Source organism: Streptomyces sp. NPDC059169 (genome assembly GCF_042755225.1).
Classification (GTDB): domain Bacteria; phylum Actinomycetota; class Actinomycetes; order Streptomycetales; family Streptomycetaceae; genus Streptomyces.
Window position 1 is genome coordinate 223315 of sequence record NZ_JBHZCF010000010.1, and the last position, 15857, is coordinate 239171.

A 15857-nucleotide genomic window follows, 5' to 3' on the forward strand; every position below is an offset into this window, starting at 1 on the left:
CTCGACGTCCATGGCGGACGTCCGGTGCTGGGGACGGGCTCAGTCGCGTCGTACCACCAGCCGGTACGCGTTGCACAGCCCCAGCCGCCCGGCGAACGGGGCGACCACGTGGTCCAGGAGGGCTGCGAGGGCGAGCACTGGGGCGCCCGCCAGCAGCACCGACGTGCGCAGGGCGCGGCGCGCGGTGCCCGGTCGGGCCGGGAGCCACGGCAGGTCGTCGCGGGGGGCGACCTCGTCGAGGGCCAGCCAGACGGCTGCCACCAGGTCCACCGGCTCGTGGGCCGGGGCGTGCTGCTCCGCCATCACCGTGAAGCCGAGCCCGGTCAGCGCCCGGCGGAGGTTGCGCACCGGCGCGAGGTGCAGGTGCTGCGGCTGGAGCCAGGGCAGCCACCACCGGCCGAGCAGCCGGGCGTAGTGGCTGCCCGGATCGGGGACCTCGAGGACCAGGTGCCCCCCGGTACGCAACGCCGTGTGTGCGGCCCGGAGCTCCCGCAGCGGATCGGTGCAGTGCTCCAGGTAGTGGAACATGCTCACCACGTCGTACTCCCCCGTGATGGGCGGGGTCGACTCGGTGAAGCTGCCGCGGTATCCGTGCTCCACGCGGCCGGCACGCTCGGCCAGCTCGGCGCCGTCCGACCGGTCGAGGCCGTCGAACGTGACGGCGGGGAATACGGACCGAGCCGCCTCGCAGAAGTGGCCGTGTCCGGTGCCCACGTCGAGCCAGTTCTTCGCGTTCCCGACGTACGGTCGCACCGATTCGGCGCGCCGCCGGTAGGACTTGCTGCGTCCGCCGAACACGCCGTCGAGCTGGCGCTCGCCCAGTCCGTCGTAGAAGTCGCGGTAGTAGAAGTCGAGCCCCCGGGCGTTGAGCCGGGGGTTCTGGAAGAGGTGACGGCAGTCGTGGCAACGGTCGATCCCGAACGACCCCGGCTTGTGCTGGAGCAGGTCCGCGGTGCGCAGGTGTCCCCCGATCCGCGACGAGCCGCACCAGGGGCAGGTGTGCTGCAGCGGTTCGAAGAAGGCCTGTGGTCCGTCGGCCAGTTCGGCCGCGTACCGGGGGCGCAGGGCGTCAACGGTCTCCTCGCGCGTCTGCCGGGGGCTCATGCGCTGTCCTCCTCGTCGGCCAAGTGCTCCAGATGGACGGCCGCCGCCGCGGCTCCACCTGCAGAACGGAATGCCGAGCCGATCGCCCGGGCCGCGGCACGGTATTCGGGTGCGTGCAGCACGGCGTCGACGGCCGCGCCGATCCGGTCGGCCGTGGCCCGTCCGAAGCGCACCCGAACTCCAGCGCCAGCTTCGGCGACCTGCGCGGCGATCACCGGCTGGTCGTCCCTGATCGGCGCGACGACCAGGGGGACGCCGTGCCACAGCGCCTCGCACACCGTGTTGTGACCGCCGTGGCAGACGACGGCGTCGGTCTGCTGCAAGAGGGCCAGTTGCGGAACGACGGGGACGGCCAGCACGTCCTTGTCGTCCGGATGGCCCGAGAGGACGTTCTCCGGGTCGACGACGACGGCCTGCACCCGGTCGGCACGGGCTCGCAGTGCCCTACTGCACTCGCTGAGGAAACGGGCGCCGACGTCGGTGTTCGCCGTGCCGAGCGTGACCAGCACGGTCGCCCGGTCCGGGTCGAGTCGGTCCCAGGGGAAACCCGTGGGGGAGGGGCGGTCGGCCACGGACGGGCCGACCCAGCGCGTCCTCACCGTGGCCCGGGCCGGCGGGCCGGCCAACTCCTCGGTGGTGAACGCCAGTACCAGGTGCGGTGAGAAGCGTGGGTCCGCCGTGCCACCGGGGTCACCGATGCGCTGCCGCAGCCCCCGCAGGAGGGTCTCGTTCCAGGCAGCGACCTTCGGCATGGACGCCAGCACGTCGGCGAACTCCGCGGACGTGCTCGCCGACGTCGCCCACGGCACGCCGAGACGCTCCGCCACGAGACCGCCCGCCAGCGCCTGCTGGTCGGCGACCACGACGTCGGGGCGAAAGGCCGCCATCGCGGTGTGCACGCCGTCGGCCATCTCCTCGGCGAGGGGCACCAAGAAGTGCTCCCACAGGAAGCGCAGGGCTTCGGGGCCGCGGATCTCCGCCGGTCGGACCGGTCGCGTCCCGTCGTCCCAGCTCGCCGGACACGGGAAGACCTCCGTCCGGTCGCCGACGAGCCGGTGCACCAGTTGCGGCACTCCGCACCAGGCCACCCGGTGCCCACGGGACGTCAGTTCCGCGGCCACGCCCACCAGGGGGTTGATGTGTCCTACCAGCGGCGGCACCACGAACAGGTAGCGGCTCACCGGGCGTTCACCTCCACGGACGCGGTGGGACGACGGACCGCGTGGCGGTGCCGGTCGATCCAGTCGAGAACGAGGTCGCGCACCAGGTTCGGGGCTTCCACCAGGACGGAGTGCTCGTGACCGGGCAGCGTCACCGTCCGGCACGCGGGGAGCAGGGCGCGCAGCCGCGGTGCCTGCTCGGCGAGATCGGAGTCGGCCCCGTAGAGCGCGAGGACCGGACACGACAGCGAGCGGATCGTCGCGTCACCGAGGGTCTCCCCGGCCGGGACGTCCCGCGCGATGCTGGTCTCCCGTACGAGTCTGCCGGCCGCCTTGGCGAGCCGCGCCGTGTGTCCCCCGCGGTGCGTGGCGATCCAGTCCAGCGCGTCCGTCTCGTGCGCCGTCATCTCGTGGCGGACCCGGTCCAGCAGTCCGGAGAGCTTGTGCGACCAAGCGGTGGTGGCCGGTTCGGACTCGATGAGCGAGATGCTCGCCACGCGGTCCGGCCTGCGGACGGCGTAGCCGAACGAGACCGTTCCCCCGAAGGAGTTGCCCACCAGGTGGACGGGGCCGTGGATCCCCAGCCGGCGCAGCAGGCGTTCGAGGTCGCCGACGAACGCGTCGAGGGTGTAGCCGGTTGCCGGCCGGTCGCTGCGGCCGTGCCCCCGGTGGTCGTACATCACGACGTCCAGGCCCGCCTCGGCGAGGGCGGGGGCGATGGTGAAGTAGTAGCTGGCCAGACTGTCGGTCAGCAGTCCGTGCAGCAGGACGACGGTGCCCGTGGCGGGCCGCCCGTCACGTGGGCCGAGGCGCTGGACGTGCAGCCTGATCCGGCCGGTGTCGACGATCGCCATCGTCAGGCCGGTCCTGCGTTCCCGAGGCAGTGGGCGACGTGCTCGACGAGACGGCCCACCGTGAGTTCGATGATCTCCTCCAGCTCCATCGACGCCACGAACTCGGCGAAGTTGACCGTCTGCCCGTACCGGTCCTCCAAATGGCCCGCCAGGGTCACGAGGTCGATGCTCTCGAACTCCAGGTCCCGGGTGAAGCGGGTGTCCATGCCGACGTCGTGGTCGTCGAGCCCGTAGCCGTCGAGCACGAGCTCGATCATGTCGGTGATGTCGGCGAGGATCGCGTCCTGTTCCGCCGACAAGCGGCCCTTCGGCCGAGTGGTGGTCACGTCCCTTCCTCCTCTTCGCTGTCGCGTCCCGGTTCCTCCGTCCACGCCACGACGTAGTCGCGGGGCGGCAGCCCGGGGGGATTGGCCACTTGTTCGCACCGCACCCGGTGCGTGCGCACGGGATCACCGGAGGCGTCCCGCACCTCCACCGTGATCAGGTCGCGCTCCGCGGCCACCACGGCGAAGTCCTTCGGGCGGCCGCCGAATCCGGTTCCCTCGGCCTTGGCCGCTGCTTCCTTGGCCGTCCAGAAACGGGTGAACCACAGGGCGTGCGGTTCTCCGGTCGCCTCCGGGCAGGAGGCGAGCAGGTCGCGTTCGCCGACGCCGAGGGCGGCCGTGACGGTGGCCTGTTCCGGTGCGGCGACCGCCTCGATGTCGATGCCGGGGCCGATCGTTCCGTGCACCGGGCCGGCCGATCGGGGGCGGACGAGGGCGACGCCGGCCTCGGCGCAGTGGGCCAGGGACACGTCGAGCGGTGGCAGGATCCGGCCGTGCACGCCGGTGACGCGGGGCCGGCCCCGCTCGTCGTTGCCCACGCTCAACTCCGCAGGGAAAACGGGCCCTTCGCCGCGGTCCCAGAGCCATCGGCGAACCGCGTCCTTGGCCGCGATCCGACCGAGCAGCCACTGTCGCCGGCCGCGTGGCGCGTGCCGCTCGTAGGCGGACCGCTCGCCGCCGCCCAGCATGTTGCGCATCACGAGTTCGCGCGAGGCGAGGTCGGGCCACCGTTCGTGGACCAACGACCAGCCGCCCGGGCGGTGCGACGACAGTGTGTTGCGCTCCGGGAAGCGCTCGACCGGACGGGTCTGCGGATCGTTGTCGAAGCGCCGGTCCTGCCAGCCGGACAACTGTGCCCACACCGTCCCCGCGGACGTCAGCACGGCGTCCGCCTCGAGCAGCGTGTCGGTGAGGGAGGTGATCCGGACCAGGCAATCCAGCCTCGTGCCGGGTGGCGGTGGGGGGCCGAAGAAGCGCATGTGTCGCATGCGTACGGGGAACACCACGGTCCGCTCGGTGGCGGTCGCCATGATCCAGTAGCCGAGCACCTGGCCGACGTTGTCGAGGAGCGCACCGGGCGCCGGTGGCGTGGTCAGCACGGCGCGGACGTGACGGTCGCCGATCCCCGTCAGCGCGGTGACGCCCTGGTACGCCGGCCCGTGGAACATCCAGCGCCGGTCGTACAACTCGCGTGCGGTGTGCGCTGGTTGACGCTCGGTCCCCGGCGCCGCCGGTCCGGGCGCCGCCGGTGCCGCCGGGTGGTGTTGCGCGAGTTCGACGACCGCCCGGGCGTCCGCACCGAACGACACGGAGACCCGGTTCGGTCCCGAGGGAGTCACGGTGACGGCGACGTCCACCGGCTCCGCGGCCGTCAGCCACCGGTCGAACCGGGCGTCGTGCACGGCGACGGCCCGCATTCCGGGCACGTACTGCTCGGCGGCCTCCATGAGGTGGTGGACGATGGTGGTGGCGGGGACGACCGGCCAGCGGTCACCCACGTCGGGCCAGTCCGGGCGCTGCCGGAAGAAGCAGTGGTCCAGCAGATGGGGCATGGTGTCCGGACCGACATGGACCGTCGTGCGGCCGGCAGGGGCGGCCGGTGCCGCACCGACGCCGGGCGCCCGGACGACCGGGGTGCGGCTGCGACCGGCGGCGGTCCGTGGCGCGGGTGCCACCGAGGCTCTGCCGGGGAGCACGCCGGCCGCGGCGATCACCTCGGCAGCGGTCGCCGACGCGTCCCGCAACAGTGCGTTCAACTCCGCCATCACCGGGTAGCGTTCGGCCGCCGCGGCGAGGACGCCCGCGTCGGCGGGCGGGGCGGGCGCTGCGGTGCCCGCGAGCGCGGGCCGCAGACCGGCGAGGACGTCCGGGGCCAGTGAGACCAGCGCGCCGCCGAGGTCCAGTCGTACGGGCGGTCGCGAGGCGCCGCCAGTGGTGCGGGTGGTCGACGGGGGCACGTCCCCGCCCCGGTCCAGCCGGTCGGGTACCACTTCCGCGCCTTCGGTCCACAGGGCCACGGCCACCCGACGCAGTTGGGCGAGGCCGGACCGGTGCGGGGAGTTGGCCGTGACCACGAGGTGCTCGCGGCCGGCCAGGGTGTCCGCGACCAGCGAACCGAGCTGCCCGGGGCCGGCCTGCACGAAGACCCTGAACCCCGCCGCGTACAGCGCCTCCGTCAGGCTGCGGAACCGGACGGGCTCCAGCAGGTGGCGGACGAACAGCTCCCGAATCGCCGGTTCGTGGACGGGGTAGGGGGAGGCCGTCGTCCCCGACCACACGGGAACGGTCGGCGTGCGCAGGGCGAACCGTTCGGCCGCCGCGCGGAACGGCCCGAGGAGGGGGGCCAGCATCGGCGTGTGGAAACCCGATCGGAACGGGAGCACCCTGCAGAGCACCCCCTCGGCGCGGAGCCCGCGGACGAACGCCTCGACGGCCTCGGGGGGCCCACACACCATCGACTGGCTGGGCGCGTTGTCGTGGGACAAGGTCACCGACCGGTCGCGGTCGGCTGCGAGTCGGGCGAGGACCCGTTCCGCCGGGGCGCCGACGGCCGCGAACGCCAGGTCCGGAACGGTCACGCTGTCCGGGTCGAGGGAGGCCATGAAATCGTCGACCGCCCGCTCCTCGTACAGTCCGGCCGCTGCCATCGCCGTCCACTCGCCGATGCTGTGGCCGGCCACCGCTTCCGGTACCACTCCCATGCGGCGCAGCGCAGCGTCCAGCAGCCGGCCCACGGCGACGACGCCGAGTCCGTGCCGGCCCACGTCGCCGACCGCCGTACGCCCCTCGCCCGGGGACGGGGGCCGGTCCAGACCGAAGTGGTCGGCGACGTCGTCCACGCGGGGCGCGAACTCCCCTTCGAGCCCGGGGAAGACGAAGGCGACGCGCCCCGGCGGATCCGTGCGCAGCAGCGGGCGCGGAGCGAACCACAGGTCGTTGCGTCCGCGCCAGGCACGGCCCTTGGCCACGGCCCTGCGGGCCAGGGCCAGTCGCCGGTCCGTCGGATCGACGATGCCGATGCGGCAGCCTTCGGGGGCGTTCCCCACGCCCGCACGCGCCGTGCCGGCGGCACGTACCGCCGGGTCCTCGGCGTCGAGCAGCCGGGCGAGTTCCTGCGGTGTCGTGGCGGAGAGCAGCAGCACCCGTTCCGGCTCGGACACCGAGACGGCACCGGCCGCCGCCGGGCGCACGGCGACACCGGCCGCAGGGCGCGGTGGTGCGACAGACGGGTGCGGGGTGTGTTCCGGAGCCTGTTCCAGGACCACGTGGGCGTTGATCCCGCCGAATCCGAAGGCGTTGACGGCGGCCCTTCGTACCGGGCTCCCGGGGCGGGACTCCCAGGGGGCCGCGGCTGCGAGCGGTCGGAACCGGGTGTCCGCCAGGGCGGGGTGCGGCTCGTCGCAGTGGAGCGTCGGTAGCAGCGTTCCGTGGTGTACGGCGAGCGCGGCCTTGACCAGCCCGGCCACCCCGGCGGCCGGCATGGCATGACCGATCATCGACTTGACCGAGCCGATCACGGACCGGTCCTCGTGCGCTGGGACCGGTCCGAACACCCGGGCGAGTGTGGTGAGTTCGGCCGCGTCCCCGGCCGGTGTCGCCGTGCCGTGCGCTTCCAGCAGGCCGATCGACCCCGGCTCCGACGGGTCCAGCCCCGCGGCCCGCCACGCCTCGCGCACGGCACGGACCTGCCCGCCGGGGTCGGGGTTGACCAGCCCCGAGGTGCGGCCGTCGCTGCTCACGGCGGTCCCCCTGATCACCGCGTAGATCCGGTCCCCGTCCCGCTCGGCGTCGGCCAGCCGCTTGAGGACGACGACACCGGTGCCCTCGCCGATCAGGATGCCGTCCGCACCTCGGTGGAACGGGCGGATGCGCTGGCTCGGAGAGAGCGCCCGGAGCTGGGAGAAGACGCTCCACAGCGTGATGTCGTGGCAGTGGTGCACCCCGCCCGCCAGCATCAGGTCGCAGCGCCCGGTGGCCAGTTCGCCGACCGCCTGGTCCACGGCGACCAGCGAGGAGGCGCACGCGGCGTCCACCGTGTACGCGGGGCCGCGCAGGTCCAGCCGGTTGGCCACCCGGGAAGCCGCCAGATTGGGCACGAGCCCGATCGCGGACTCCGGCGCTCCGGAGTCGAGCCGGGCGACGAACGCCTCCCGTACCCGCGCGAGTTGTGCCGGCGCCAGATCGGGCAAAAGCTCACCGAGGGTGTGCACGAGCTGTCCCGCCGTACGCACCCGCTGGTCGAGGCGGACCAGCCCGGGAGTGAGATAGCCGCCCCTGCCCAGCACCACGCCGATCCGCTCACGGGGCGGTAACCGCTCCTCACCTCCCGCGTCGGCCAGGGCGGACGCCGCCACGTGGAGGGCGATCAACTGGTCGGGCTCGGTGCCCCGCACGGAGCTGGGCATGATCCCGAACCGGGTGACCTCCACTTCCGCCAGCGCGTCCACGAAACCGCCACGGCGGCAGTACACCTCGTCGGCCGTCGGCGGCCCGGTGGGGGGACCCGGGCGGTAGTAGGCGGCGTCCCAGCGTCCCTCGGGAACGTCGCCGATCGCGTCGACCCCGCCCACCAGGTTGCGCCAGTACGTTCCGAGGTCGGGTGCACCGGGCAGCAGTACCGCCATCCCGACCAGGGCGACCGGTACGGCACGGCCGCCGCCCTCCGTACCGGTGGTCGCACCGGTCCCAGCACGCCCCATCTCACCACCCCGAGGCGGTGTAGACGACGGCTCCGGCCGCGTCATCGCCCCAGGCCAACTCGCGGAGCAGGGCGAGTGCCCCCTCCTCCGGGTCGATCAGGGCGATCCCGCGCCGGGCGTACTCGCGGGCGAGTTCCGGCCCGACCATCCCGGAGTGCACCTGCGAGGGCGCCCAGGGGCCCCAATGGACGGTCAGCGTCCGCCGTCCGGTCCTCGTCCGGCGGTGTTCGCCGAGGCATTCCAGCGCGTCGTTGGCGGCGGCGTAGTCGGCTTGGCCCCGATTCCCGAACACGGCCGACACACTGCCGAAGAGGACCACGAACGAGGGACCTTCCGGCAGTTCCTCGAGCGCGGCCAACAGCGACTCCGCACCGGAGACCTTCGTCGCGTACACCCGCCCGAACGACTCCTCGGACTTCTCGTCGATCAGCCTGTCCTCGACGACGCCGGCCGCGTACACGACGCCGTCGAGGCGTCCGTGCTCGGCGTGGATCTCCTTCACCGCCTGGAGCACCGCCGCGGGCTCACGGCAGTCGGCACTGCGGTAGCGCACTCGGCTGCCGGCGGCTTCGAGCGCCGCCACCGTGGCGGCGATCTCACGTTGGGCGAGGACCAACTCCGCGGCCCGGTCGATCTCGGCGGGGGTGCCGGACCCGCGGGAGGCGAGCAGGGCACGCAGTGCCGCGATGTCCTCGGCGGCCGCGGTCCGGGGGTCTTCCGGCCCGGTCGGGGCGGGCGTCCTCCCGAGGAGTTCGATGCGGCAACGGGACGCGGCGGCGAGCGCGCCGGCGAACGTGGCCGTGATGCCCCGGGCTCCGCCGACCAGGAGCACCACGGACTCGCGGTCGAGTCCGATCGCGGCGGCCTCCGCGGCCCCGTCACCGGCGGGGCCCGCGCCGGTGGTGCCCAGCAGACCGAGCGGTGCCTCGGCCGGTTCCAGGCCGGACCGCCCCGTGGCCCCGCGCAGCACGACCGGTGCCTCGCCCGGGGCCGTCAGCTCGGCGAGCAGTGCGTCGGTGACCCCCTGCGGCGTGAGCAGTTCGGGAGCGCCGTCCGGCTGCAACTCGACCACGCGGGCCGTGATGTCCGGGTACTCGCGGGCGATGGTGCGGAAGAGCCCGTGGAGTCCGGCCGCGCGGGTCGCCGCGGGAGCGGGATCGGCGTGCTGTGCGTGTTCGGCGTACCGTACGGCGAGGATCCGTCCGGGGCGGCACCGCAGTGCGGCCTGCACCACCGGGAAGGCAGCGGGCAGCACGGACGGACCTGCCGCGGCGAGCGGGTCGAGCAACAACACCCCGTCCAGCGGGCCGTCCTGGTCGGTGATGAGGTCCCCGGCGCCGAACCGCAGTGCGGTGGCGCCCAGTTCGGTGAGCCTCGCCGCGAGGGCCGCGGCCGTGCCGTCACCCTGGCCGTCGGCGTCACCGAGCACCGCGAAACGCTTCCCGCCGAGGCTTCCCGTCCCGCCGGCGGCCGATCCGTCCGGCAGCGGGACGGGGCGCAGTCGGAACCGCCTGGGGGCGGTGACCACCGCAGCCGGTGGCTGCGGGGCGGGGTCGGTGGACGGTCCGGGACGCGTCATCCCGGTTTCCTTCGGACCCTCTCCTTCGCCCGGCGGGGCCGGTGGCGGCGCAGAGGAGAGACGCCCGGCCAACCATTCGGCCACGGCGGCGGCGGTCCTGGCCTTCGCCAGCTCCTCCGTTTCGGCGTCGTCCAGCGTCACGGGTCCCGTTGTGCCACCGGCGCCCAGCCGCTGGGCCAGCTCACCCACGATCTCCGTGCGCTTGATCGAGTCGATGCTCAGATCTGCTTCGAGGTCGAGATCGGGTTCGACCATGTCCGCCGGGTAGCCCGTGCGCTCGCTGATGATCTCCACCACCAAACGCAGCACGTCCGGCCCGGTCGGTGTCGCCCTGGGGGCCGTGGTGTCCGAGGCGGGCTGCGGCGGCTCGTCCGCGGGCAGCGCGGCGACGGGGGGGAGCGGCTGCGTCCGGAGGGCTGCAGGTGCGGGCACGGTGGCGGGCCGGGTGTCTCCCGTGTCCGGCGCGGGCATCCGGTCGCCGAAGTAGGTGAGCAGCACGTCCCGCTGGGCCGCGAGCATGTCCCTGCTGGTGCGGAGGAATTCGGCGATCAGGGCGTCCTGGCGGGCGGCACCGTCGGCCGCCGCGTCGCTGTGGTTCGTCGTCACGGTCGTCTCCACGACACGTCGGGCCGGTGTCAACGCACCGGGCGGGAAGTCACCGGAAGCGGTGCGGACCAGGTGGCCGTCGACCGTCCAGCCGGGCGGCCGCTCCGTGGGGGCGCTGCTCGCGTCGACCGCGTCCCGCCCCTGGAACATCCAGCCGGTACGGACCGGCAACCCGGCGACGGCCAACCGGGCCAGCGCGTCGAGGAGCCCGGGCAGCCCGCTGTCCTGGCGCGGTTCGCAAGCGACCGTCCGGTGCGGCCGGTCGCCGAGGATGTCGCCGACCAGGCGGGTCAGCGTCCGGCCCGGCCCGACTTCCACGAAGGTCCTGGCGCCTGCCGCGTACATGGCTTCGATCTGTTCCACGAACCTGACCGGCGCGCCGATCTGTGCGGCCACCTCCGCGCGGATTGCCTCGGCCCCGGTTTCGTACGGTTGCGCCGTGCGGTTGGACCACACCGGGAACTCCGGTTCTCGTACGGCGTGTCCGGCCACCGCCCGCGCGAACCGTTCGCCCGCCGCTGCCACCACGGGGCTGTGGAAGGCGCACGCCACCGGAAGGCGCTTGGCGCTGTGGCCTTCCCGGCGCAGCAACCGTACTGCCGCGTCCACGGCCGGACCGGGGCCGGAGATCACCGTCTGGCGCGGGGCGTTGTGATTGGCGATGACCAGCTGCCCGGTGTGCTCCGCGAGCTCCGGGGCTGCCAGCGCCCGCCCGACGTCCTCGGCGGGGGAGGAGACGGCCGCCATGGCGCCCGGGTCGTCCCCGGCTGCGGCGAGGATGGCGGCGGCCCGCTCGGTGCTGAGTTCCAGGAGGGACTCGGGGCCGAGTACATCGGCCGCGCACAAGGCCACCAGCTCCCCGTAGCTGTGTCCTGCGGCCATGTCGGGGCGTACCCCTGCCCGGGCGAGTAGCGAGAAGAGGGCGAGGTCCACCATCCCGAGGGCGGGTTGCGCGATTCTGGTGTCCGTGACGGCGGAACGGTGGCGCTCGCGGGCGGCGTCGTCGAACGCGGCCGGCGGGTACAGCGCAGCGGCGGCCTCACCACCGAGCGCGAGCAGCCGGTGCAGGTCCGGGAAGGCCGTGAAGACCTCGGCCAGCATGCCGGGCCGCTGGCTGCCCTGCCCGGGGAAGAGGAACGCGACCTTCCCCGGGTCCTGTTCCGTCCCGCCTGCGTCCGCCGTGAGGTGGATGCCGGAGCGCGGGTCGTGCTCACCGGCCAGGACCCGCCGCAGTGTCGAGCACAGCTCCTCCACACCGGTGGCGACGACGGCGATCCGCACGCGCCCGCGGCCGGTGTCGCTGCGCCGGGAAGCGGCCACGGCCAGGTCGCGCAGCCGCCACCGGCCCGTGCCGCTCCCGCCGCCGGCGGCGAGTTCCAGCAGCGCCTCCACAGCCCGGTGCGCAGCAGCCAGGTCCGTACCGCGGAACGTGAAGAGCTCGGCCGGCCAGGCGTTCCGGGCGTGCACCGGGGGGACCGAGCGGGCGTGGGCACCCACCACCACGTGGAAGTTCGTCCCACCGAAGCCGAAAGCGCTGACTCCGGCGATCCGCCGGCGTGGCGGCTCGGCCCAGGGCAACGCCGTGCGGTGGAACACGAAGGGGCTGCGTTCCCCCTCCCAGCCGGAGTTGGGCTGCCCGATGTGCAGCGTCGGTGGGCGGACACCGGTGTGCAGCGCCATGACCGTCTTGATCAGGCCCGCCAGTCCGGCGGCACACTTGGTGTGCCCGATCTGTGACTTGACCGAGCCGAGCACACAGCTGCCCGGATGGGCCCCCGCCTCCTGGAAGACCTCGGTGAGGACGCTCAGTTCTGCCCGGTCCCCGACCACGGTGCCGGTGCCGTGCGCCTCGACCAGGCCGACCTCGGCGGGCGACGTACCGGCGTTGCGGTACGCCCGGGTGAGCGCCGCCCGCTGTCCGGCCGGGGAGGGCGCCGTCAAGCCCAGCGCACGTCCGTCGCTTGAGCTGCCGACCCCCCGGATCACGCCGTAGATCCGGTCGCCGTCGCGCTCCGCGTCGGCCAGCCGTTTGAGCACGAGGCACGCCACGCCCTCGCCCAGGGCGATCCCGTCGGCTTCGCTGTCGAAGGCGCGTGAACGTCCCGTCGGCGAGAGGGCGTGCACGGAGGAGAAGAGGACGTAGTCGTTGATGCCGTTGTGCAGGTCCGCACCGCCGCACAGCATGACGTCGCTGGTGCCGGCGACGAGTTCCTTGCACGCGACGTCCACGGCGGCGAGGGAGGAGGCGCAGGCGGCGTCGACCGTGAAGTTGGGCCCGCCGAGATCGAGCCGGTTGGCGATCCGGCCGGAGATGACGTTGGCCAGCATTCCGGGGAACGAGTCCTCGGTCAGTTGGGGCAGCTGCTCGTCCAGGCCCTCCGGCACCCGGCCGAAGTATGCCGGGAGGACGGCGCGCAGGGCGGTCGCGTGGGAGAGGTCGCTCCCGGGCTCGGCGCCGAACACCACTCCCGTGCGGCCGCGGTCGAAGGTCCCACCGTGCTCGCCGTACCCCGCGTCCTCCAGGGCTCTGCGGGCGGCTTCGAGGGCCAGCAGTTGGACGGGCTCGATGCTCCCGAGCGAAGCGGGCGGGATGCCGTAGCGCAGCGGGTCGAAGGGGATCCGGGGCAGGAACCCTCCCGAAGCGGAGGACACGGTGGAACCGGGGGAGCCCGCTGCGTACAGGGCCGGGTCCCAGCGGTCGTGGGGGACGTCCCCCACCGCGTCGGTTCCGTCGAGGACGTTCGCCCAGAACGCGGCCAGGTCCGGTGCCTCGGGAAACATGCAGGCCATCCCGATGACTGCCACGTCCAGTGGCGGGGCCGCCGGGGGTTCGAGCGAGGTGTGTGCCGCCGGTCCGGTGCCCAGGCGTGTCCGCAGGGCCGCCGCGCGCTCACCGAGGAAGCGTGCTGCTCCCGAGGTCACCGAGGCGTGCAGGGAGGCGAGGGACGTGGTCGACGACCGCAGTACCGCGACCTCGCCGGCCATGAACATGCCGTCCGACAGCTGGCGTTCCTCGGAGACCGGGGCCGGAGGCCCGTCCCCCGCCCGTTCGACGCCCTTGGCGGCGATCCGCAGCCGGCCGACGTTGATCCGCTCCAGTCGTTCCCAGATCTGCCGGTCGTCCAGTCCTTCATCGCGCAGCCGTGCCCGTAGCGCCGGGTAGCCGTCACTGAACGGGCTGGGCACGCAGCGGGTCACGTGTCCCGGTGCGGTCTCCAGCAGTGCGGTGCGGTCCGCCGTCAGCAGGCGGCGTTGGAACAGCGGCCGTACGGCACCGCAGGCGACCGCCTCCTCCGTGAACAGGTAGGCGGTACCCATCAGGACGCCTACGGCACAGCCCCGTGCCGTCAGTCGCGAGGCGAGCGCGGCGGCCATCGCCGAGGAGCGTTCGTCGTGCACACCGCCCGCGAGGAACACCTCGATCTGCTCGGCGGTGGAGCGGACCGCGGCGTCGTCGGTGTCCCGCTGCTGTCCGTCGAGGAACTCCTCCAGCACGGCGAGCTGCGCCTCCCACAGGGGGAAGCTGTTGCGGGGGCCGATGTGGCCGCCGCACTCGGCGCCCTCGAAGACGAATCGACGAGCTCCGGCTTCGAGGAACTGCCGCAACAGGCCGGGGGACGGCACGTGGAGAAACGTCTTGACGCCGGCTTCTTCCAAAGCGCGCGCCTGCGCGGGACGGCCGCCGGCGATGATCGCGTGCGTGGGGCGGAAGGCCCGCACGGCCTCCAACTGGGCCGCCCTGGTCGCCTCTGGGGCGAATCCCAGGACGCCTACGCCCCAGGGCCTGTCGCCGAGCGACTCCCGTGCTTCCTCAAGCACGGCCCGGGCCTGCCTGCCGTCCGCGAGGGCGAGGGCGACGAACGGCAGCGCGCCGTCCGCGGCGACGGCTGCGGCGAAGGCCGCGCCGTCACTGACCCGGGTCATCGGGCCCTGCGCGACCGGGAGTCGGGTGCCGAGCGCACGACTCATGGCTGAGCCGGGTTGGAGGGCCCGCGCGACGCTGTCCTCGCGCAGGGCCTCGTGCACTGCGGTGACGATCGCGCGCACGGCCCGGCCGGTGTCGCCCCACCGCTTGGCGAACAAGGCAGCGAGGAAACCGTCCTGACCGACCGGCAGCGCGGTCTGCGAGGTGTCCTCGGGACCTTTGCGGGCCGTACCCCTGCGCCGCAGGGCACGGTGGCCGCCGGACACCGTGGTCTCCGAGCCGTCCATGGTGCGCAGCAGGGCGGCGACCGGTTCAGCCACCCCTGATTCGGCGAGCAGGGCGAGCTGGCTGTCCAGCACTACGCCCGTCGCACCCCCCACGACCGCGGCGGCTGCCGTCCCGGGGGCGATTCCTCCACAAGCCCAGATCGGAATTCCGCGTAACTCATCTGAGGATAAGAGGAGTTGGAGCAGCACGAGGGTACTCAGCTCGCCGACGGGCCCTCCGCACTCGCTGCCGCGAGCGATGAGACCGTGCACCCCGGACCGGGAGGCGGTGCGGGCTTGTTCCAGGTCCGTCACCTCGACGAGCACCCGGTGGCCCGCCGGGACGGCGTCGACCCGCCATGTCGCACCGGGAGCGAGGACCACGGTGTCCGGTCCTCCGCCTGCCGGCCCGTCGCCCAGTTCGCCGGGGTCGAGCCGGCAGTCCGGGCCGACGCGCACGCCGTACCGTCCCGGTGTCCACTGGCGCAGGGACGCCAGGGCGTCCCTCGCTCTTCTGTCCCCGGCTCCCAGGTCGAGCACCCCGAGCCCGCCGGCGCGGCTGACCGCGGCGGCGAGTCGTGCGTCGGGCTCACCGAAGGGGGTCGTTCCGATGACCAGGTCCACGACGTGCTCTGCCGACGTCATAATTCTCCGAATAGGCGTTGGCGTTTCCCGGAGGTTAAATTTCAGTCAATCAGAAGGCGCGGGAAGTGCGGATAGCGCAATGCCCGTGACCAGGAATTCTGATGAGCGGTGGAACGGCTTGAAACTAGCGTCAAGTTACTCAGTGGTCAACCATTCGGTCAATGCTGCGGCGGCTTCATCGCCCCGAGGGAACCCGAGCGGAGGCAGGATGTGAACATGACGCGAACGGGCGGCGAGTTGGGGAACTCGCGGCCCGTGTCTGCCGTGGGAATGCGCTGGGTGCACTGTGGGGGGAATTCGGCGGCGCAGCCCGCCATCTTTGCGTGCTCCCACGGCACTGTCAATATCGCGGAAGAGATCATCTGACGGACAATCACCCCAGCTGGCTGGGGGTGCTGTTCCGGCTCGGCGGTTTCCCGACGCGGGTGTTTACCGGCGGATGGGTGCGGCGGCTCCTTTCGTACCGTACGGGAGATTTCGTTACCGCCGACGAGTCGGTGTGACGTCCGTATTGCTCCACGAGTAAAGAGGGAGTGGTGGGTGGGCCGGAGGCGCCCTTCCGGTTCGCGGTGGCGTCGCGTGCCCGGCGGATTCCTCGGTGCGCCGGGAAGCGGGTTCGACTGCGGCGGTGCCCTCGGCTGCCGGGTCGTTCCGGGCCTTCGGGCCGCGCTCGGTCGCTGGGTCGGCGGCAGCCG

General features: G+C 73.2%; 6 protein-coding genes. All 6 read right to left on the minus strand.

The features are described from left to right. Positions 1-39 precede the first annotated feature (39 nt). Genes ACFXOM_RS20525 through ACFXOM_RS20550 form a run of 6 tightly spaced genes read right to left on the minus strand, consistent with a single transcriptional unit; the run spans position 40 to position 15162 of the window. Entirely contained in the window at positions 40-1104 is a 1065-nt protein-coding gene (locus tag ACFXOM_RS20525; protein WP_384930505.1) for a class I SAM-dependent methyltransferase, read from the minus strand. Continuing rightward, positions 1101-2285 carry a glycosyltransferase gene (locus tag ACFXOM_RS20530; RefSeq protein ID WP_384930502.1) on the minus strand — a complete coding sequence of 395 codons (1185 nt, stop codon included), beginning with the start codon at positions 2283-2285 and terminating at the stop codon, positions 1101-1103. The genes ACFXOM_RS20525 and ACFXOM_RS20530 overlap by 4 nt, the downstream gene beginning before the upstream one ends. After that, the gene (locus ACFXOM_RS20535) at positions 2282-3118 is read right to left on the minus strand and encodes an alpha/beta fold hydrolase (protein WP_384930499.1); all 837 of its coding nucleotides are present in this window, start codon (positions 3116-3118) and stop codon (positions 2282-2284) included. Before ACFXOM_RS20535 ends, ACFXOM_RS20530 begins: the two co-directional genes overlap by 4 nt. Positions 3119-3120: 2 nt before the next feature. Then, the gene (locus ACFXOM_RS20540) at positions 3121-3444 is read right to left on the minus strand and encodes an acyl carrier protein (protein ID WP_384930496.1); all 324 of its coding nucleotides are present in this window, start codon (positions 3442-3444) and stop codon (positions 3121-3123) included. Beyond that, positions 3441-8141: a beta-ketoacyl synthase N-terminal-like domain-containing protein gene (locus ACFXOM_RS20545; protein WP_385038661.1), complete on the minus strand. Its 4701-nt coding sequence runs from the start codon at positions 8139-8141 to the stop codon at positions 3441-3443. The genes ACFXOM_RS20540 and ACFXOM_RS20545 overlap by 4 nt, the downstream gene beginning before the upstream one ends. 1 nt (position 8142) lies before the next feature. Then, positions 8143-15162: an SDR family NAD(P)-dependent oxidoreductase gene (locus ACFXOM_RS20550; protein WP_384947989.1), complete on the minus strand. Its 7020-nt coding sequence runs from the start codon at positions 15160-15162 to the stop codon at positions 8143-8145. Positions 15163-15857 lie beyond the last annotated feature (695 nt).